This is a genomic window from Planobacterium oryzisoli (genome assembly GCF_015354315.1).
GTDB classification, from domain to species: Bacteria; Bacteroidota; Bacteroidia; order Flavobacteriales; family Weeksellaceae; genus Planobacterium_A; species Planobacterium_A oryzisoli.
Genome location: NZ_JADKYY010000002.1, coordinates 55,216 through 75,543, shown reverse-complemented (window position 1 = coordinate 75,543; position 20,328 = coordinate 55,216). Strand labels below are relative to the sequence as shown.

Sequence of the window (20,328 nt, the reverse complement as noted above, 5' to 3'; positions counted from 1 at the left end):
ATCGACCATACAGTGGAAATACTGCTTCAAGGAGGCGTAATTCTCTACCCCACCGATACGATTTGGGGCATTGGTTGTGATGCCACCAATTCTAGAGCAATCGAACGTATTTTTGAGATCAAGAAGCGCGATGCAAATAAATCGATGATCATTTTGGTAGAAAACGACCGCAGACTACAGGAACTTGTTGAGGTACCACCAGCAGCATGGGACATTATGGATCTTTCAGAAAAACCTGTTACTATAGTATACGAACACCCCAGACATTTACCAAGGCAGCTCTTAGCCACCGATGGCAGTGTGGGTATCCGCGTCATCAAAGAACCTGTTATTGAAAAACTCATCCGCAGATTAAACCGACCCTTGGTATCTACCTCTGCAAATCTAAGTGGAGATAAAAGTCCTCTTAGGTTCAGCGATATTAACACTGAAATCATTTCTAAAGTAGACTACAGTTTCCCCTACCGAATGGAGGAGCAGGCGGTTTATACCGGATCGTCTGTACTAAAAATTTGGAATGACAACCGCATAAAAGTTCTGCGCGAGTAATTTGTACAACCTACTGCATCATAAAATATATCTTATGCATATTAATCTTGTTCAAAACAAGAATTTTAAACTTTTCAAAACACTTTCTAAAGTGGCTCAGGACAAGGGTGTTTCCTTATATGTCGTAGGAGGATATGTTAGGGATCTGCTGCTAGAGAGAGTAACCCCTACTGATATTGACTTTGTGACCGAGAGTTCGGGAATTTCTCTTGCAGAATCAGCTGCTTTGGAGCTGCTTGGAAGCGCCCACAAAGTTTCTGTCTTCAAAACTTATGGGACCGCCATGTTTCGGTACCAAAATCTGGATCTTGAATTTGTCGGAGCTAGGAAGGAAAGCTATACAAAAACTAGCCGCAACCCTCAAGTACAGGTGGGCACTCTTGAGGACGATCAACTTCGGCGAGACTTCACCATAAACGCTATGGCTATTTCTCTCAATACAGAAACATTTGGGGATTTAATCGATCCCTTTGCGGGAATGGACGACCTGCAAAATAAATTAATCCGTACGCCCTCTAACCCTCTACAAACATTTACAGACGATCCTTTGCGAATGATGCGTGCTGTTCGCTTCGCTTGCACGTTAGACTTTACACTGGATCCTAAAGCAGTGGAATCTATAAAACAAGAATCCAATCGTCTCACCATTGTTTCTAAGGAGAGGATAATGACCGAGTTTAATAAAATTATGCAAAGTGACAAACCTTCCCGAGGTCTGAAACTACTGGATACATGTAAGCTACTGGATTTAATACTTCCAGAGCTTACTGCTTTAAAGGGAGTGGAAGAAGTGGAAGGACTAACGCACAAAGATAATTTTTACCATACTCTGGAAGTTTTGGATAACATTTCAGTTCAGACCTCTAACTTATGGTTGCGGTGGTCTGCATTACTGCATGATGTAGGTAAGGCACCTACAAAAAAATTTGTAGAAGGAACGGGATGGACATTTCATGGACACGAATACTTAGGATCAAAGATGGTAAAAACTATCTTCCAGCGTCTTAAACTCCCTCTTGGCAATGATCTTAAATATGTGCAAAAGATGGTACGACTTTCCTCGCGTCCCATCGCACTAGTTACGGACGACACCTCAGACAGTGCCCTACGAAGAATGCTTTTCGATGCCGGTGAGGACCTGGAAGATCTTTTCACCCTTTGTAAAGCAGATATTACCACTAAAAACGCAAAGAAGCAAAAGCATTTTAAGAAGAACTTTGACTATGTAGCCGAAAAAATCCGCCTGGTGGAACAAAAAGACCATCTGCGAAACTTTCAGCCCCCTGTCAGTGGGGAGGAAATAATGAGACTCTTCAATCTTTCTCCCGGTCGCGAAGTAGGTATCCTAAAGGAGAAGATTAAAGAGTCTATATTGGAAGGTACTATTGGCAACAGCCGTGAGGAAGCGCTTGGTCTGTTAATGAAACTCGCACAGGATTTAGGACTCTCCCCACAGCATTAGCTGATTAGAAGTTATAGGTAGTACCGACCGTAATGGATCGTGGTCGGTGCGAATACCCTACTACATCCGTATAATTTTGATTTAAAAGATTGAATACATCAATATATACTTGAAAGGCCTTCTTGTACTCTATCCCTGCATGTAGATGGATTAAATTATAGCCTTTCACATTGGTATCCACTACTTTAAATAGGGAGGAGTCCCAATAACTGTCTCTTCTTTTGGATACATACTGATGGGAGAGGCGTAGTACACTTCCATGGAACGGATATACCATCACGGAATTATTCACTCTATGTTTAGGCTGGCGAAGCATCGTTTGCTCCTTCTGTTTTTGTATAAAGGTATAATTGGATTGTGCAGCGAGCCAAGTGGCGAATTTGCCTTCCATTCCAATTTCAACACCTTCTACTTTGTTTTGCTCGACATTTTCAAATCTACCTGTATAGTCTTCTAATGTTCTATAAGTGAACACATTCTTTTCCTCCCTTCTAAAAAGACTTCCTTGGAACAAGAAAGTTCCGTCTGTGGCTCCGTAAGCCAGATTTATCTGTTGTGAAATATTGGTCTCGGGCTGTAAGTCTGGATTGGGTCTAGTGTAAGGTAAAGTTCCATAGGTTTGGTACAGCGTTGGGGCTATAAAAGCCGATGCTATCGAATAGCCTATCTTAGCGTAGTAATACTTACCTTCCTTGAGTATGTACGGATTAATAGAGTATACACCATGTGTACCGAATCGGGAATGCTTTAGGGCCCGCCCTCCTACATCAAGATGCATTGAACCCTTGTGAAGATTTACCTGCGTAAATAAATCCATGTGGGACAACTGGGTATCCTTAAGTGCAAGCTCCTCTTTTAAGATATTTTCGCCCCAGGGCACACTGCGGGATCCCATACTTTGTTTCTCGAGTTCCGCTCCACTCAATAGTGTTACAAAATCCGAGATATTCCATCGATTCACCAATTCGAAATATCCTACTCTCCCTTGGTATTCGTTTTGGAGTTGATATTCCGAGGAAGTATACTGCTTAATTTTACGCTGATTTTCACTAAACCTTCCATTTAACCTTAACGTTCCTTTACCGTACCGAAGGGTTCCTTGTACTCCGGCGTAATACTGCAGATCTTCCCCTCGATCCTTACCGTCGGCGAAGGCGCCTTGGTCGAAATCAAATGCATGGGTTGTAACACCGGAATTAACACTTAACTGTACATTTCCTTTGGAATACCCACCGTGGACCACAAAGTTTTGCCTCCAAAATCCGTCTTTTTCAAAGCCTTCACCTTCCGCAGACGAAATACCTTCCGAAAGCTCATTGCTGCCACGTAGGGAATAATTCCACGCGCCACTCTTACCCTGCACTGCAGCCTTTTGGCCAAAAGTACCAAAGGAACCTGCATGCAAGCCTAATTCTCCAGCGAGCTTAGATTGTGATCCGCTTTTAGTAGTGATATTTATTACAGTAGAAGCCGCATTAGATCCATACAATACAGAATTGGCTCCATTTACAATCTCTATACTTTCGATAATATCAAGAGACACAAGACGCAGATCCATTGCATTGTAATCATTACCGGTGACATCACGCATCGGCACTCCGTCAATGAGGATGAGAACGTTGGCTAATTTCCCACCACGAACTCTTGCTATCTTAGGCTCAGGATTATTCGAGTCGGCGCCTGTAATGTGAAAGCCCGCTATACTATGAAGCACCTGCGTTAATTGTTGACCTTGATAGTTAGAAAGTTTTTCCTTAGTAATTAAGGTGACATTGGGTCCACCACGGTAAAAAAGTGTTGAGAATTTTCCTGAAATTTCCACTGTAGGAATTTCTGTAGGTTCTTGCTGTTGGGCGATTGTTGACGAACTTACGACAAGCAGCGCTCCAACAAAAATCAGTTTTCTTTTCATAATAAAAACAGTTTAAGTTAAAGGGCACTTATCGGAAAAATAAAGTCTAAAATAAGAACGGTTGTTCTGTAAGTCAGGCTTTTCCTCCGAAAGCATTAATAAAAGAATACTTTCAGCAAGGTCTCCTGACTTTCACATTCCAGCACCTTCTCTTCCCAACGGGAAAATGGCGTATTTACTGGAATCTTTAAAGTGATTTACAGTTGCGGGGACAGTTGGTGAATTGCACACCATTCCCTTTTCTGAAAGCGTTGCGAAGATACACTTATATTAGCGCGCAGGCAAGTGGCCTACAGAAAAGTCGAATCAAAGGAGAACGGCAACAGAGCACTGACCGATTTGGTCATAAATATCTCACCCTCTACAGCTCCAAAGTAGATTTCAATTTCGTGTTCCTGCCTGCTTTCGTACTCTAATATACTCTGGCGACATGCCCCGCATGGAGGAATAGCCGTAGTGGACTCAGTACTTGCGTTTGGGCCGCCGACCACAAAAATTTTATTAATTCGGACATCAGGATAGTTTGCTGCAGTCCAAAATATTGTAGCTCTTTCAGCACATAATCCAGAAGGGAATGCGGCATTTTCCTGATTACTTCCCGTTATAATCTTTCCATTATCAAGAAGTATTGCACAGCCAACATTAAAATCCGAATAAGGAGCATATGCCTTGTCACGAGCTGCACTGGCCTTTTGAAACAATTCTTTTTCTATATCATCTAACTCTGCCGAACTGGAGAAATAACGGTATGGGATAACTATCTGTTTGTTCATGATATTAAATCGAGCATAAAGGTAATTTATTTTTATCATTTCCGTGCATTAAGGTAGCTGGGAGCAGAACTGCAAACAAATAAATTCTCTAAATTTAACACCATCAAAAAATATATTATGTTATACTCCTCTTTGCATTTTCGTAATCTTGAACTACCCAACCGTTGGGTTCTTTCTCCTATGTGCATGTATAGTGCACAGGATGGTGTTGCGAATGATTTCCATTTTGTACATTACAATTCGCGTGCAATAGGAGGTGTAGGTCTTGTAATGGTTGAGGCAACAGCGGTGGAACCAATTGGCCGCATAACACACAAATGTTTGGGACTCTGGAATGATAAGCACCAGGATGCTTTTGAAAAGATAACACAGTTCATTCACACCAAGACCGCAGCAAAAGTAGGCATACAGCTAGCTCATGCGGGGCGCAAAGCTTCCACATGGAATGGTGTTCAGCTTCCCTCTGAACAGGGCTGGCAAACGGTTGCACCCTCTGCCATCGCCTACAAAGATGGAGAACTATCTCCCAGAGCACTTACCACAGAAGAAATCAAAACTATAGTACATCTATTCCGGTCCGCTGCCCGGCGTGCAGTGGAGGCTGGCTTCGATGTAATCGAGATCCATGCAGCCCATGGCTATCTTATTCATCAGTTCCTCTCTCCGCTTTCTAATCTCCGCACCGATGAATATGGCGGAAGTTTCGAAAACCGTGCACGGCTTCTTTATGACATTGTTCAGGCAGTTAAGGAAGAAATTACAGAGCATCATGCGTTATTTGTTAGGATTTCGGCCGACGAATATGCCGAAAATGGTTGGAATATAGAACACAGTATCGCATTAGCGACACAACTAAAAGAGATGGGAGTAGATCTTATTGACGTATCCAGTGGAGGGAACATCCATGGAGTATCGATTCCCGTGCAGGACGGATACCAAGTGCCTTTCGCGCACGCAATCCGGCAAAGCGCAAACATTAAAACAGGGGCAGTTGGTCTGATTACAACGGCCCGGCAGGCGGAACTTATACTTGAAAACAATCAAGCCGATTTAATCTTCGTGGGAAGGGAACTACTCCGCAATCCTTATCTGCCACTCCAAGGAGCATTTGAATCCGGTGCAGAATGTTTCATCCCTTCGCAATACGAACGCGCTCGGCCATGAGTTTTATCGAAGATATCTTCCTAAGCTGCCCTTACCAAAAGTATCTGGGAATTCACTGCCTGGGATGCGGCGCGCAACGGGCTGCACTGGAGCTGCTAGAAGGCAATTTCGCTGAAGCCTGGCACCTTTATCCTGCAATATTCCCCCTTAGTGCGCTACTACTTACGTTCGTTCTATCAAAAATTGTGACCGTTCCCTCTTTGGCAAAAATACAATGGGCTCTGCTTACAGTATCCGTTCTACTAGTGTTTACTAATTACTATTTAGGTACGGCCTAAGGCTCAAATGAGCGAACCGCATTATAAGTCTTATCAAGTTCTTCTTCACCAATAGCCCTTGAAATAAACCAGGTTTCGTATCCGCTCGGAGGCAGATAAATTCCCTTGGAAAGTAAATGATGGAAGAATTTATTGAACATTTGGTGGTTAGCAAGTGTTGCCTGATAGAAATTTTCCACTTGATCCACTCCAAAAAACACAGACATCATTGATCCCTGTCTATTTACAGTATGTTGGATCCCTTTTTCATTTAGTAGGGAACTTACCGTTTCATCCAGTACTTGGGTCGTACGCGCCAAAGCAGAATAAAAAAGAGGGTCGCTCAATATCAGCTGGAGCGTGGTCAACCCAGCCCGCATAGCCAAGGGATTTCCACTTAGTGTACCTGCTTGGTACACCGCACCCTTAGGGGCAAGAGCGTCCATTATAGGGGCTCTCCCAGCAAAGGCGCCCACTGGCAGACCTCCACCAATTACTTTTCCATAGGTAACCAAATCAGCTGCCACTTCATATACCTTCTGAGCACCAGAAAAATCCAGACGGAACCCTGTCATTACCTCATCAAAAATTAGTAGCGTCCCATGCTCATCACAAAGAGAACGTAGCTGCTTTAAAAAATCATTCTGCGGCAAAACGCACCCCATATTACCCGCTACGGGTTCAATTATAACAGCCGCAATCTGCTCCGGATATTCCACAAAGAGACTGCGAACCTGATCTATGTCGTTGTACTGCGAAAGCAATGTATCCTGAGCAGTTCCCTTTGTCACGCCGGGGGAATTGGGATTACCAAATGTGGCTGCCCCGCTACCCGCCTTGATTAAAAACGAATCCGAATGACCGTGGTAACATCCTTCAAATTTTATAATTTTATCTCTACCTGTATACCCTCGTGCTAGCCGTACTGCGCTCATGCATGCTTCCGTTCCTGAGGATACCATGCGAATCTGATCGACATTACAAACATTTTCCACGATGAGCTTTGCAATCGTTGTTTCCAATTCCGTAGGAGTACCGAAGGAAAAACCACTATCGGCCTGTTGTTTTATAGCATCAAGTACAATGGGGTCTGTATGGCCAAGAATGGCTGGCCCCCAGGAATTGATATAATCAACATATTTAGTACCGTCTTCATCCCAAATGTAGGGACCTTCTGCCCGTTTCATAAATAATGGAGTGCCTCCAACGGATTTAAATGCGCGGACTGGTGAATTTACTCCCCCTGGAATAAATTGGCTAGCCTCCAGAAATAGTTCTGAACTTCTTTTATATTGCATATGTATGTGCTTAATTTTGTGAGAGTAATAACATAGAAGAGTTTATCCTCTTGGCCGCTTCTGCTGAAGGTACAACACCTGCCCGGGAGTTGGTTGCTCTCCCTGACGCATTCTGTTTTTTGAATACAGTGTGGATAGCTTTATACCCAGTTTCTGGGAAATGTCATGCATACTTTCTCCTGCTCTTGTTTTATAGGTATTTGCTTTGGCACTGGAGGATTTGGACTCCAAGAAAACAAGATCATTTTTGGAAACAGAGGTATTATCTAAGTCGTTCCATTTTTTGAGTAAGCGCACGCTAACTCCAAACTTGGTTGCTATAAAGTCCAGGTCCGTATCCGCAGGAACAATTATATACTTCTTACCACCATTAGGATGGCTCTTTATTAGAATTGTAGTTAATAATTCTTCCCTGGATTTAATCCTGTCTACGTTTTCCATCTGTTTAGCATAGCTAACCTGTTGGTAGGGCACCGATACTGTAACCGGTTCTGTTTTTTGACGGTTTTGATCTACTTTAGCCATAAAAACTTGGTCGCTACTAAGGGCAGGGTACATCTTAAGAAGCGTAAAGAGGACTTTATTAGAGTCTGTTCGGTCAAACTCGTAAAGGCGGTGTTTTTCGATTCGGTCGATCAGGATATACGCATATCTTGGATTGGTTGCATAACCTGCCTTTTTTAAACCGTGTGCCCATGCTTTGTAATCTGTAGGATCTAGTTTAAAAAGATCTTGGTAGTACTTTCTGAATCGTAAGAATTTTGAATGGTCCTCGTAGGATTCTCTTGGATCATTATAGACTCTAAAACACTCATTGGGAGCATCATCAGTATGAGACATGGTCTTTCCCGTCCACTCTTCTTTGCATTTTATTCCAAAATGATTGTTGCCCTCAATGGCAAGTCGACTTTGACCTCCACCCGTCTCAAGTAACCCTTGTGCTAAAGTTATGGAAGCGGGAATCTGGTATTTTTCCATTTCCTCTACCGCAAACTGTGCGAATTTCTGAATATATTGTTCATCTGTTTTCCAACCCTGACCTTGGGCGGAAAGAGCAAACAGAAATAAAAACAAAAAAACATAATGCCTCATATCTTTACAATGTTTATAAGCCGAAGCCTTCTATTTTGTCCTCAAAATTAAGAAGATTTTTTTTCTTAATTCTCAAAGTTTGATTGATCCCGGAAATACCCTGCAATCCACCAGTATGAAAAACTAAAACTTTGGTTCCTGGAGCAAAGTAACCTGCACCAATCATTTCTTGCAAATGAAACATCATTTTTCCTGTATACACTGGATCAAGGGGAATCTTAAATGCATCGTAAAAAGAGTTGCAATACGCAATTAGCGCATCGCTTACTTTACCGTACCTTCCTTGCGAGGCATCCACTAAATTGAAATCAGATGAATTAGCCAAGGTATAAATGCGTTGTTTTAAAGTGAGGTCCTTTACTACAGACATTCCAATTGCTTTTTGGTAGGATTGTTTGTATCGGGTTATACCAGCCAATGTTCCTCCTGTACCCACAGGTACGCAAAGAACATCATACTGCGTGGTACGTACATCGAGCATATTTGCTATCCCCTTTACCGCTGAGGAGTTAGTTCCTCCTTCGGGCACTACCAGTGCATGTGGAAATTCACTGGTGTAGTACGCCTCAAGTTCCTCTTTAAATCTATATCTATCACGACTCGTGAAAACTAGATCCATACCCTGCGAAGCAGCCCGTAGTAAAGTGGGGGAAGTAATTCTCGCATCGGACAACTCCTCTCCTCTTATAATGCCCAAAGTCGGAAGTGAGAGTAATTTCCCCAATGCTGCCACTGCTGCAATATGATTGGAATAAGCACCCCCAAAAGTTATTATAAGAGGGCTTTTTGGATCAGACTTCAGATACTCATTGATATTATGGTATAGTTTCCAGTACTTATTTCCTGAAATATGAGTATCAATAAGATCCTCGCGCTTCATATGCACCGTTATTCTATGCTCTTCTCCAAATGAGAGCGATTCTATTGGCATTGAAATATTAGGCAGTGGTAGCACGAGAGAAACCGTTTTTTTAAGCCTCAAAGGTACTTATTTTGTAAACACCAAATTCCAATGCACTAGACTTAGGCACACACTCCATAAAGACTCCAAATAGATTTTATATCTTAGCGCCCAGAATACACACAGCAGTGAAAGAAAAACAGGCCATCTTTTCGAAATTAATTCAAGATAACCAAGGCCTTATCATCAAAGTCTCCAGACTCTATACCAACTCGCTTGAAGACGAGCAGGATCTTTTCCAAGAAATCGTGTTACAACTCTGGCGCAGTTACGACTCGTTTAGAGGACAAAGTAAAATATCGACCTGGATGTACCGAGTTGCATTAAATACAGCCATCACATTATTTCGAAAAAAAACCAAATCTCCCCAGACCAGTGAGTTGCACGATGTGCAGAACCAAATACATTACGAGCATGAGGAGGAAAAACAAGATCAGATTGCGCTGCTATATCGTGTAATTAAGTTGCTTCCTAAGGTAGAACGCGCCATAGTACTTATGTACCTAGACGACCAGCCTTACAGGGAAATAGCTGAGACCCTGGGCATCTCAGAAGTTAACGCCAGGGTCAAAATGAATCGACTCAAAAAGACCTTAAAAGAATTGATGGAAACGCATGGATAATTTTGATCTGGACTCTATAAAACAAAAATGGAAGGAACAAGATGTTCCCACCATTTACCAGGATACGGACATTCAAAAAATGCTCAATCATAAATCACGTAATTATGTGAAGTACATTTTTTGGATCAGTGCCCTGGAGTTTCTAATTTTTCTTCTGCTAAACATTTACTACATTTTCCAGGATAGTTCCCAGAGTAGCTTGCTCCATATTTTGCAAAGAATGGGTGTAGAGAATACAGTAGAACTTCAAGCGGATTTCGCCCACCTGCTATTTGGAATGAAGATTTTCAGTCTTCTCATGACAGGCATTTTCGTTATTTTGTTCTATGTGAATTACTGTAAAATTAAAGTACAGCAGAGCTTAAAATCATTTATTACACAAATTCTTAAATTCCGAAAAGTCGTAAATCTATTTATACTGACTAATATCGCTTTGCTACTAGTGTACATTTCGGTCCTTTGCTGGTTTATCTTCTATATCTTTTCAAAGCAGAATATTGCTTTCGATGGGGAGACTCTCGCAGGGTTTATCGTCGGGCTAGCGATCGCTACCGCAATAGGAATCGGTTTAATATGGCTCTACTACCGTGTTGTCTATGGCATAATTATGCACCGACTAGGCAAGAATCTAGAACAGCTAAAAAAAATAGAACAGCAAAAAGATATTTAACTCGATAACTTATCTTGAAGCTTTATACTATACCATTAATAACCTCTTTCGAAAAAATTTAGGCGTTATTGAGCATGTTCATTTTAGTACTCTTTCAACTATAGAGAGAAACTTCAGATGTGCATTTATGCATTGAACACTGCAAATAATCAGAATTAAAGTTCCTTGCGTAGTCGTGCCACAGGAATATTTAGCTGTTCGCGGTACTTGGCAATGGTTCTGCGCGCAATGTTGTATCCTTTTTCCTTTAAAATACCTACTAACGCATCGTCCGTAAAAGGCTTGCGCTTATTTTCCCGTTCAATGGCCTCCTGGAGATGCATTTTTATTTCTTTAGTAGAAACTTCCTCTCCATCATCATTTGTAAGGGAGTCGGAAAACAAATCCTTTAAGTATACAATTCCGTTCGGAGTATCGGCGTACTTACTCTTTACTACTCTTGATATAGTGGATATATCAAAACCTGTAATATCCGCCACGTCCTTTAGGATCATAGGTCTTAGGGACTTATCGTCGCCCGTTAAGAAATACTCCTTCTGGAGTTTGACAATAGCCGTAATTGTCTGCAATAAAGTGTTTTGCCTTTGATTGATGGCATCGATATACCATTTGGCTGCATCCAACTTCTGCTTTATGAAAAGAGCCGCTTGCTTATGTTCTGATGAAGTCTTATCATGAGAGTATGTGGATAATATCTCTTTGTATTCGTCCGATACCCTTAGAGTTGGAGCATTCTTACTATTTAATAAAGGTATCACCTCATAATTACCCTTGGAAATTTCTTTTACCTGGATAACGAAATCGGGTATGATTTCTTGATTGATGGTAATAGTCTGGGTGTCGAAGTTTCCACCTACTTTTGGCGAAAGCCTTGCAATTTCGTCCAATGCCTCACGCAGATCCTCTTCCTCAAGATCGTACTTCTGCATGATTTTGTTGTAATGCTTGTTGGTAAGGGCATCAAATTGATTCCGAAGAATTGACGCAGCAAGTGAGACGGATTTGCTTGCACTGACTTTTTTTTCTATTTGAAGTAAAAGACATTCCTGAAGATTGCGAGCGCCAACGCCTGGGGGATCAAGCTTTTGTATATAGTTTTCTAAAATATCTGCAACTTTGTCTCGGTCTGTATAAATTCCCTGAGAGAAAGCCAAATCATCCACAATAGCTTTGAGATCGCGTCGCAGATAACCGTCCGTATCTAAATTCCCGATAACATATTCCGCAATTTTCAAATCCTCAGAGTCAATATTAATCAGACGGATTTGCTCTATCAGATAGTCATAAAGAGTTTGACCTTCTGTAAGAAGGCTTTCGTTATCAAATTCTTCGTCGTCTGCAGAAAAATTACTGGAAGCAGTCTTATAGGAGGGCTCATCGTCAAACAAATACTCCTCAACGTCGAAATCCGTGTCAATTGTATCCGTACCTTCTTCTTCGTAATCGGTACCAAGATCCTCGTAGTTATCCTCTTCCTTATTTTCCTCTGCCCGTTCGAGTGCAGGATTTTCCTCCAGCTCCCTTTCTAGTTCCTCTTCAAATTCCAATGTATGAAGCTGAATCAGCTTCATTAGCTGAATCTGCTGGGGAGCCAACTTCTGTCCTAATTTGAGTTGCAGGTTTTGTTTTAACATATCCTTCTTTGGTTTACAAAAATATCAGCTTGGCTCTTAAACTGCTTATATGATTTTCTCGGCTTGTTTTACAATTTATTAAAATTCCGCATTCTTCGGTGTTCTAGCGAAAGGTATGACGTCTCGAATATTAGTCATTCCGGTAACAAACAGGACCAGTCGCTCCAAACCTAGACCAAATCCGGCGTGAGGTACAGATCCAAATTTCCTAGTGTCTAGATACCACCACAGTTCCTCAGTATCCACATCCATCTGCTCCATTTTTGCCTTTAAAACTGAAAGACGGTCCTCTCTTTGTGATCCTCCTATAATTTCTCCAATCCCTGGGAAAAGGACATCCATTGCGGCCACTGTTTTACCATCGTCGTTTAGCCTCATGTAAAAGGCTTTAATTTCTTTAGGGTAATCGAACAATACTACAGGACATTCAAAATGTTTTTCTACCAAATAGCGTTCATGTTCAGACTGCAGGTCTGTTCCCCAATTTTCTACAGGAAACTGAAACTTACCTTTTTTATTCTCTTTGGAGTTCATTAGGATTTCAATAGCCTCCGTGTAGGACACTCTTTTAAATCTTTTGGAAAGTACATTCTCCAATTTTTCGATAAGTCCTTCCTTAGCTCTGTCCTTTTCCGGTTTCTGATTTTGCTCCTGAGTGAATCGCTCGTCCAAGAAAGCCAAGTCGTCCTTGCAATTTTCTAGTACATAACCGATTACGTATTTTAAAAAATCTTCTGCCAAATCAATATTATCTTCGAGATTATTGAAAGCTACTTCAGGCTCAACCATCCAGAATTCCGCTAGATGCCTCGTAGTGTTAGAATTCTCCGCACGGAAAGTAGGCCCAAAGGTATATACTCTTCCTAGTCCCATAGCCGCGGTCTCTGCTTCTAACTGACCAGATACGGTCAAGTTCGTTTTCTTGCCAAAAAAGTCCTGCGTAAAATCAACCGCACCTTGCGCATCCTTTGGAAGATCACTTAAATTAAGGGCAGTGACACTAAACATTTCCCCCGCACCTTCTGCATCAGCACCTGTTATGATGGGAGTGTTAATATAGAAAAACTGCTTTTTGTTAAAAAATTCGTGAATTGCAAAACTAACAGCACTACGCACTCTAAAAATTGCACCAAATAAATTAGTCCGAAACCGCAAGTGTGCCTCTTCCCTAAGCTTCTCCAAGGAATGCCTCTTTGGTTGAAGAATAGTTTTTTGTAATTCTTCAAAATGATTATCTCCTAAAACGATGATTTTCTTTGCAATGATTTCTACCGTCTGTCCGGCACCTTGGCTTTCTACTACTTCGCCAAGTATTTTTAAAGAAGAGCCGGTATTAATGTTTTTTAACAGCTGTTCGTCAAATTCGGAAAACTCAACTACAATCTGCAGGTTTTTAATTGTGGACCCGTCATTTAAAGCAATAAAGCGGTTGGAGCGGAACGCTCGAACCCAACCATAAACTGTTATATCATGATGCAAAAACTTCTTATAACCTTCTAAAATATCCCTAACCGTTTTCTTTTCCATAGATGTAATCTGTATAATGCAAAGGTACAAAAAAGCAAGGTAATTATCCGGTACAGAACCATTTTTACCTTACTGTACTAGCACCTTCAGAGGTGCTTAAAAACAACGTGTCTTACCTATATTTTAGAAACTGCCAAAATGTACGCTTGGATAGATATTGGGAATCCCTCTCGTTGGCATAGGCTTCCTTTTCAAACGAAATACTCCGGTATGCCAGTTCCCTATTACGCAAACGAAACCAATGATAATAGAATTCCAATACATACCACACATAGAATAGCACCACTAGAAGTTCTAACTGCTGCCGAAGATGTATCTTCTCGTGGTTTAACAAAACCGTATCCTTAAAATCTTTTCGTTCACGCACCAAAATAAAAGGAAATAGTGTCAGGGCGTTAATTTTTGTATTTTTGAGTATTAATGAGGCAAGAATAATCACAGAGCAATATTACGTAAATTATAGATTTGCATTTAACCAATGAGTAATTTGAACATCAAAGAAGGTGAGGATTTTTATTACAACGAGCAGGGATACCGCGTTTTCACAGAGGCCTACCATCTTAAGCGTGGCTACTGCTGTAAAAGTGGCTGCAAACACTGCCCTTACGGTTACGATAAAAAGACCGACACTTTTAAAAACAATCAACTAAAAAGCAAAAAATGAAAAAATCAGTTTTTCTACTCATGATCTCTACAGCTGTATTACTCTTTTCCTGTAGTCCATTTCAGGTTCAAAGTGATTATGCAGAAACCGCCCAGTTTAGCACCTACGACAGCTACAAATTAAGAATTGACGATTTAAAGCTTAACGATTTAGATAAAGACAGGGTTCTTAATGAGGTCTCTAAGCAATTGCAGGCCAAAGGACTGAAGGTGGATAATAATCCGGATTTAATCATCAACGTGAAAGCACGTCATAAGAAAATTAATGAAGTACAATCCTCCCGTCCATTCGGAATGTACGGATGGGGAAGCCCTTGGGGCTGGGGGGTTGGAATGGGACGAACCTGGTCGTCCAATTACAATCAAGGAGCACTGGTAATTGATATAATTGATGCTAAAACGCAAAAGTTAGTATGGCAAGGAATCGGAGAAGGAATCTCAATCGATTCTCCTAAAGCGAAACAGAAGCAGATACCGCAAATTATTGAAGAGATATTCTCTCAATACCCACCGGAAAAAAATTAATAAATAAAAAAGGCTTTTTCGATCGAAAAAGCCTTTTTTTTCTAATCCAAGAGTTCTACTATCGGCTCTCCGATATTGCCACTCGGGTTTTCAATTTTTAGAAGTTGCGCGAGGGTAGGCGCAATATCTGTCATATAGTAAGGCTTACTACTCTGCCCCTGAGAGATACCTTTACCCATAAAAATGAGCGGAATATGTGCATCATAGGAATTCCATACACTATGCGTGGTTCCCTTAAGTGAATAGCTAGGTAACATAGCATCGTGACTTATAATCTGGATATGTCCGCTGCGTTGCCAATTATAGCCATTAATAATTCTTGATTTTATGGGTTCGGGAATTGGTGCGGAACCCACTTTGCTTAAATCAACGGCATAGAGCACTCGCGGGTCTCTATTAAGATAATCGGTGGTCGCTTTGCTTACCTGCTCGAGTGAAAGTCCATTTTTCATTATTGAAGACTCATTAAAATACACTTGGTAATTGTCAATGGTATAAATAAGATCTTTCTGACCTAGTAAAGTTTCCAGTTCCTTTTCTAAACCACTGAGTAAGTCTTTATCAAAAAAATCTGAACTCATTTTGTTTTGCTTCATATAAGCTACTGAATGCGCTGCACCATGGTCGGAAGTAAGGAAGAATAGGTAATTTCCTTTGCCTACTTTCTGGTCTAAGGCATTTAGGAAAATCTCCAAGTCCTTATCTAATCGCAAATAGGTATCCTGAACTTCAATAGAATTAGGCCCAAAAGTGTGACCAACGTAATCTGTGGAGGCAATATTGACTACCAGAAAATCCGTTTCTTCACCACGCCCTAACTGATAGCCTTCCAGCGATGCTTCAGCCATTCGAAGTGTGAGGGTGTTACCAAAGGGAGTAGACCGGATTACCCCTTTCTTCTCGTTATAGTCTTTGGCTAAGTTACTATAAGGGAAAACAGGTTCTTTAGCACTGCCGATGGTATTTTCCCATGGCATGTTGTCTTCCGTGCTTTCTTTATACTCGCGAATGTCCTTTAGAGTATTCCAGCCATTTCGTACGAGTTGACTTCCTATGTCTTTGCTGTTAAATTTGCGAACCCATTCCGGAAGTTCATTCATATAGTACGAACTCGTCACAAAGTGCCCCGTTCCCTCGTCAAACCAAAATGCTGCAGTAGGGTTATGCCCCGCAGGAAGGATGGCTGCCCTATCTTTAAGTGAAACCCCAACTACTTTGGATCTAAAATTACTAGCCATTCGCAATTGGTCCGTAATAGTGGTACTCCATAAATTATGGGGTGAATGCGCTCCTATTTTCTCACTAGAAGATCCCACGCCTTTGACGGACGCGTCTGTGGTACAATATACATTTTGTCCAGTTCTACGATCGGTCCAATCGTTTCCGGCAATTCCGTGAATGGAAGGAACCGAACCAGTATACACCGACGTATGTCCCAATGCCGTAACGGTTGGAATATAGTTAATCATGACATTATTGAAATTATACCCTTCCTTTAAAAGCCGATTAAAACCACCTTCACCGAAATGTTTTTCGAATCGGTATAATTGGTCCCAGCGCATCTGGTCTACGACCATTCCCACAACCAGCTTAGGAGGTTGTTCAATTTGTTGCGCACTACTGAAAATTACACCACTAAAAAGCAAAACTGCTACAATACCACGGATTTTCATGACTCTTTATTTTATGGCAAATTTAGCATAATTTACTCTGTAGAAGTTCTTTCTACGATATTTCATATTGGCTTAACATTCGTTTTGATATTTTTGAAAAAATAAATTACAATGAAAAGAAGAGATTTTCTTAGAGGCGGTAGCCTTGCACTAGGCGGACTAGCTTTAACTCCAATAATCTCCAAAGGGCAGGTTCTCCCCCTTGCCCCATCTTCGAAAAGAGCCAAGAATATTATTTTTATGGTTAGTGACGGTATGAGTAGTGGTACGTTAGCAATGGCAGATCTGTACTCAAGGAGAAAATTTGGCAGACCTTCCCATTGGATATCCCTTTATGAACAAAGCCAGGTACAACGAGGTTTAATGGACATGGCTTCACTTAACTCCATTGTGACCGACTCGGCCGCGGCAAGTTCCTCGTGGGGTGGTGGACAAAGAGTAAATAATGGAAGTCTTAATATAAGTCCGAGTGGAGAGGAATATTTACCCATACTTCAAAAATTCAAAAAATCGGGAAAAAAGGTGGGTTGCGTTACAACAGTGCCCATTACCCATGCAACTCCTGCCGGTTTTAGCGTTGCTACCAAGAGCAGAAATTCACAGGAGCAGATTGCTTCCCTTTACAGCACCTTAGGATTTGATGTTCTGCTGGGAGGCGGAAGCAAGTATTTTGATGCTTCCTTTAGAGACGATAAAACAGACATGTACCAGAAATTTCGCACGAAGGGCTATTCCGTAGTAAAATCAAAGGAGGAGCTGCTTAAGGCTTCGGTTCATTATCCGCTCCTGGGCATATTCGAGACGGACGGACTACCCTATTCGATCGATCACAACAGTTCTTCCCTTCTCTCCACTAACGTTCCAACATTAGCGGAAATGAGCGTCAAGGCCATTGAACAGATGCAATCGCATCCCCAAGGATTTGTACTTCAGATTGAGGCGGGTAAAGTGGATTGGGCAGCACATGGTAATGATATCGGCGGCCTACTGTACGACCAACTTGCCTTTGATGAGGCAGTGGGAAAAGTGTTAGATTTTGCAATGAAAGATGGAAACACTTTGGTTGTCATTACAAGCGATCATGGAAATGCAAACCCTGGAATAATATACGGAAAAGAGGCCGACAAGAATTTTGACCGTGTACACCACTTCACGCATTCCAACGAATGGATTCTTCAAGGCATCACTCCTTCAACCACTAAAAATCAAATAATAGAACGAGTAGCGGAAGCAAATGCAGCAATAAGAATTACTGACGAAGAAGCGGCTCAGTTATTATCCTACTATAAAGAAGCGAGTATGGAAAATGGGGTCTATAATGCTCGTCATTTACCTTTTAAGCTTCTGGCCGAAATACAGAAACAGTATATATCCGTAGGGTGGATCAGTATGGACCACAGTGCTGATTATACCGAAATTGCAATGTACGGTCCGGGAAGTGAAAATTTAAAACCTTTTATAAGAAATACCGATATACACGAGATGCTACTAGTAGCCGCCCATGTGGAAAACAAGTTCTAAATAGAAATGGAGCTCACCGACGGGAGCTCCATTTTTTATTCAGGTGAAATAAGCTTAGAATTTTAAATCCCCGTTGACTTCACGCACTGCTTTCGCAGCAGCCTGAAATTTCTCTTTTTCCTCAGAGGTCAAAGGAATTTCTACTATTTGCTCCACTCCATTCTTACCGATTATGGCAGGCACTCCTAAGCAAATATCAGATTCTCCATACTCTCCATCAAGCATTAGCGAACAAGGTATCATTTTTTTCTGGTCGCATGCAATGGCCTGTACCATTACCGAAACGGCCGCTCCCGGAGCATACCAAGCTGAGGTACCTAGAAGCTTTGTTAAAGTGGCTCCTCCTACTTTAGTTTCTTCCAGAACGTAACTTAGTTGGTCCTCAGAGAGGAATTCACTTACTGGCACCCCATTACGAGTAGCTTTGCTTAACAATGGCAACATGCCTGTATCACTGTGGGCAGCAATCACCATTCCATCTACATCGGAAATAGGAGCATCCAATGCTTCCGCTAGTCGGTATTTAAAACGAGCACTATCTAATGCTCCTCCCATACCTATTATCTTATTTTTAGGAAGTCCTGAGGTTTTATGTACCAGATAAGCCATAGTATCCATTGGGTTTGAAACTACTATTATAATTACATCTGGAGAATGTTTTACCAGGTTTTCAGTAACTTCCTTGACAATGCCCGCATTGATACCGATTAGTTCCTCTCTGGTCATACCTGGTTTACGTGGTATGCCCGAAGTTATTACGGCCACATCAGACCCAGCTGTTTTAGAATAATCCGCTGTACTTCCAGATATTTTGGTATCAAATCCATTTAATGATGCAGTTTGCATCAAATCCATTGCCTTTCCCTCGGCGAATCCTTCTTTAATATCCACAAGCACTACCTCTGAACAGAAGTTCTTCATCGCAATGTATTCTGCACAGCTAGCTCCTACAGCTCCTGCACCTACTACGGTTACTTTCATAATATATTATTTAAATTGTATCGGGTCTATCAACCTTCATAGAGTTGAAAATTGTATTCAAATTTACAAATATGTGGCTGGATAGACAATGCAAATGGAACAATTTTTGTCATATTAAGACTTCTGGTTCCGATAGAAATAAACGAAATCTTCAAGTGAAACTATTAACGGAAAGCCCTGTGCTTTATATCCATAAACATCTACCTTTGTATTATGAGTAATTTGGTTACGCACATTTTTGAAGGCTATTCCAATCGTAGATACGATCTGGAAAAAAAAAGAATTGAAGACTTCATCGACCAGTTCTTTCGTTTTATTTTCTTCCTTGATTACCACCGTTGCAGTTCCGAGCTAGAAATCAAGGATCGGATTGAATCGTTTAAAACTGAGTTCGAATTCTTGCTTACATCCGTTTCGGATAAAAGTACCAATCCAAAGATGCTTACAAAAGAGCTATTTTCGGAATTTCCTCAAATTTACAGCAAGCTTGAACTGGATGCCCGTAGTGCATTACAGAGCGACCCCGCTGCCAAGAGTATAGAAGAGGTGTACTATGCCTATCCAGGATTCTACGCTGTGGCTATATACCGTTTTGCACATGCACTTCATCAGAAAGGAGTGGAGCTTCTGCCACGAATCTGGACGGAATTTGCCCACAGTAAAACCGGAATTGATATTCATCCAGGCGCAGAAATAGGATCTCATTTCTTCATAGATCATGGGACGGGAGCGGTCATTGGAGAAACCACTGTGATAGGAAATCACGTCAAGATCTATCAGGGAGTTACTCTGGGCGCGTTATCTGTTGAAAAATATCCGGAACAATTCAAGAGGCACCCTACCATAGAGGACCAGGTGACAATATATGCCAATGCTACCATACTGGGAGGTGAGACGGTAATAGGGAAAGGTAGCGTAGTAGGAGGAAATGTATGGCTTACAGAAAGCATAGAACCTTATTCGATGGTTTACCACAAAAGTCAAAAAGTGGTAAAAAGCAGTGTTACTAATGAGGAGCCTGTCTATTTTATAATTTAACAAAA

The 20,328-nt window shown here is 41.4% G+C and carries 20 protein-coding genes and 1 riboswitch; of the genes, 10 read left to right on the top strand and 10 right to left on the bottom strand.

All coding sequences use genetic code 11. The annotated features are described in order from the left end of the window. Together IC612_RS01950 and IC612_RS01945 are read left to right on the top strand one after the other, a co-directional pair. Nucleotides 1-549 (top strand): L-threonylcarbamoyladenylate synthase, encoded by a 549-nt coding sequence (locus IC612_RS01950; RefSeq protein ID WP_317173977.1) that lies wholly within the window; start codon nucleotides 1-3, stop codon nucleotides 547-549. Nucleotides 550-583: 34 nt separating this feature from the next. Continuing rightward, a complete protein-coding gene (locus tag IC612_RS01945) occupies nucleotides 584-2,011 on the top strand; it encodes a CCA tRNA nucleotidyltransferase (RefSeq protein WP_194738493.1) in 1,428 nt (475 codons plus the stop codon). Between the two features lie 4 nt (nucleotides 2,012-2,015). On the opposite strand, the gene IC612_RS01940 is transcribed toward IC612_RS01945, so the two are convergent. Together IC612_RS01940 and IC612_RS01935 are read right to left on the bottom strand one after the other, a co-directional pair. Continuing rightward, nucleotides 2,016-3,923, bottom strand: a complete 1,908-nt coding sequence (locus IC612_RS01940) for a TonB-dependent receptor plug domain-containing protein (protein WP_194738492.1) — start codon at nucleotides 3,921-3,923, stop codon at nucleotides 2,016-2,018. Between the two features lie 98 nt (nucleotides 3,924-4,021). Next, a riboswitch (cobalamin riboswitch) is annotated at nucleotides 4,022-4,196 on the bottom strand. A 17-nt stretch (nucleotides 4,197-4,213) separates the two neighbouring features. Next, a complete protein-coding gene (locus tag IC612_RS01935; RefSeq protein ID WP_194738647.1) occupies nucleotides 4,214-4,696 on the bottom strand; it encodes a cytidine deaminase in 483 nt (160 codons plus the stop codon). A gap of 117 nt (nucleotides 4,697-4,813) precedes the next feature. Here IC612_RS01935 and namA point away from each other — a divergent pair, with 117 nt between their 5' ends. After that, nucleotides 4,814-5,860: an NADPH dehydrogenase NamA gene (namA, locus tag IC612_RS01930; protein WP_194738491.1), complete on the top strand. Its 1,047-nt coding sequence runs from the start codon at nucleotides 4,814-4,816 to the stop codon at nucleotides 5,858-5,860. Further along, complete coding sequence (locus IC612_RS01925) at nucleotides 5,857-6,138, top strand: DUF2752 domain-containing protein (protein WP_194738490.1); 282 nt, start codon at nucleotides 5,857-5,859, stop codon at nucleotides 6,136-6,138. Before namA ends, IC612_RS01925 begins: the two co-directional genes overlap by 4 nt. On the opposite strand, the gene hemL is transcribed toward IC612_RS01925, so the two are convergent. The 3 genes from hemL to IC612_RS01910 are packed head-to-tail and all read right to left on the bottom strand — an operon-like array spanning nucleotide 6,135 to nucleotide 9,438. Continuing rightward, nucleotides 6,135-7,415 (bottom strand): glutamate-1-semialdehyde 2,1-aminomutase, encoded by a 1,281-nt coding sequence (gene hemL / locus IC612_RS01920; RefSeq protein ID WP_194738489.1) that lies wholly within the window; start codon nucleotides 7,413-7,415, stop codon nucleotides 6,135-6,137. The two genes, IC612_RS01925 and hemL, sit on opposite strands and share 4 nt — an antisense overlap. A gap of 42 nt (nucleotides 7,416-7,457) precedes the next feature. Continuing rightward, nucleotides 7,458-8,507, bottom strand: a complete 1,050-nt coding sequence (locus IC612_RS01915; protein ID WP_194738488.1) for a glucosaminidase domain-containing protein — start codon at nucleotides 8,505-8,507, stop codon at nucleotides 7,458-7,460. Between the two features lie 13 nt (nucleotides 8,508-8,520). Next, nucleotides 8,521-9,438 (bottom strand): 1-aminocyclopropane-1-carboxylate deaminase/D-cysteine desulfhydrase, encoded by a 918-nt coding sequence (locus tag IC612_RS01910; protein ID WP_228512826.1) that lies wholly within the window; start codon nucleotides 9,436-9,438, stop codon nucleotides 8,521-8,523. 158 nt (nucleotides 9,439-9,596) lie between these two features. Here IC612_RS01910 and IC612_RS01905 point away from each other — a divergent pair, with 158 nt between their 5' ends. Both IC612_RS01905 and IC612_RS01900 read left to right on the top strand, forming a co-directional pair. Beyond that, the gene (locus tag IC612_RS01905; protein ID WP_194738487.1) at nucleotides 9,597-10,091 is read left to right on the top strand and encodes an RNA polymerase sigma factor; all 495 of its coding nucleotides are present in this window, start codon (nucleotides 9,597-9,599) and stop codon (nucleotides 10,089-10,091) included. After that, entirely contained in the window at nucleotides 10,084-10,761 is a 678-nt protein-coding gene (locus tag IC612_RS01900; RefSeq protein ID WP_194738486.1) for a beta-carotene 15,15'-monooxygenase, read from the top strand. Before IC612_RS01905 ends, IC612_RS01900 begins: the two co-directional genes overlap by 8 nt. Nucleotides 10,762-10,916: 155 nt before the next feature. Here the strand turns inward: IC612_RS01900 and rpoN are convergent, their stop codons facing one another. The 3 genes from rpoN to IC612_RS01885 form a co-directional block, all read right to left on the bottom strand. Beyond that, the gene (rpoN, locus tag IC612_RS01895; protein ID WP_194738485.1) at nucleotides 10,917-12,395 is read right to left on the bottom strand and encodes an RNA polymerase factor sigma-54; all 1,479 of its coding nucleotides are present in this window, start codon (nucleotides 12,393-12,395) and stop codon (nucleotides 10,917-10,919) included. Nucleotides 12,396-12,473: 78 nt separating this feature from the next. Continuing rightward, a complete protein-coding gene (gene asnS, locus IC612_RS01890; RefSeq protein ID WP_194738484.1) occupies nucleotides 12,474-13,922 on the bottom strand; it encodes an asparagine--tRNA ligase in 1,449 nt (482 codons plus the stop codon). A gap of 112 nt (nucleotides 13,923-14,034) precedes the next feature. Beyond that, on the bottom strand, nucleotides 14,035-14,361 hold the full coding sequence (locus tag IC612_RS01885) for a hypothetical protein (protein ID WP_194738483.1): 327 nt from the start codon (nucleotides 14,359-14,361) through the stop codon (nucleotides 14,035-14,037). A gap of 39 nt (nucleotides 14,362-14,400) precedes the next feature. Here IC612_RS01885 and IC612_RS01880 point away from each other — a divergent pair, with 39 nt between their 5' ends. After that, nucleotides 14,401-14,586, top strand: coding sequence for a DUF5522 domain-containing protein (locus tag IC612_RS01880; protein ID WP_194738482.1), 186 nt, complete (start codon nucleotides 14,401-14,403; stop codon nucleotides 14,584-14,586). Continuing rightward, nucleotides 14,583-15,110, top strand: a complete 528-nt coding sequence (locus IC612_RS01875) for a DUF4136 domain-containing protein (protein ID WP_194738481.1) — start codon at nucleotides 14,583-14,585, stop codon at nucleotides 15,108-15,110. Before IC612_RS01880 ends, IC612_RS01875 begins: the two co-directional genes overlap by 4 nt. A 41-nt stretch (nucleotides 15,111-15,151) precedes the next feature. On the opposite strand, the gene pafA is transcribed toward IC612_RS01875, so the two are convergent. After that, nucleotides 15,152-16,783, bottom strand: coding sequence for an alkaline phosphatase PafA (gene pafA / locus IC612_RS01870; RefSeq protein ID WP_194738480.1), 1,632 nt, complete (start codon nucleotides 16,781-16,783; stop codon nucleotides 15,152-15,154). Nucleotides 16,784-16,894: 111 nt separating this feature from the next. Between pafA and IC612_RS01865 the strand changes: the two genes are divergently transcribed. Continuing rightward, the gene (locus IC612_RS01865) at nucleotides 16,895-18,304 is read left to right on the top strand and encodes an alkaline phosphatase (protein WP_194738479.1); all 1,410 of its coding nucleotides are present in this window, start codon (nucleotides 16,895-16,897) and stop codon (nucleotides 18,302-18,304) included. A gap of 54 nt (nucleotides 18,305-18,358) precedes the next feature. Here the strand turns inward: IC612_RS01865 and IC612_RS01860 are convergent, their stop codons facing one another. Beyond that, nucleotides 18,359-19,285 carry a malate dehydrogenase gene (locus IC612_RS01860; RefSeq protein ID WP_194738478.1) on the bottom strand — a complete coding sequence of 309 codons (927 nt, stop codon included), beginning with the start codon at nucleotides 19,283-19,285 and terminating at the stop codon, nucleotides 18,359-18,361. Nucleotides 19,286-19,498: 213 nt separating this feature from the next. Between IC612_RS01860 and IC612_RS01855 the strand changes: the two genes are divergently transcribed. Next, complete coding sequence (locus tag IC612_RS01855) at nucleotides 19,499-20,323, top strand: serine O-acetyltransferase (RefSeq protein WP_194738477.1); 825 nt, start codon at nucleotides 19,499-19,501, stop codon at nucleotides 20,321-20,323. Nucleotides 20,324-20,328: the final 5 nt, after the last annotated feature.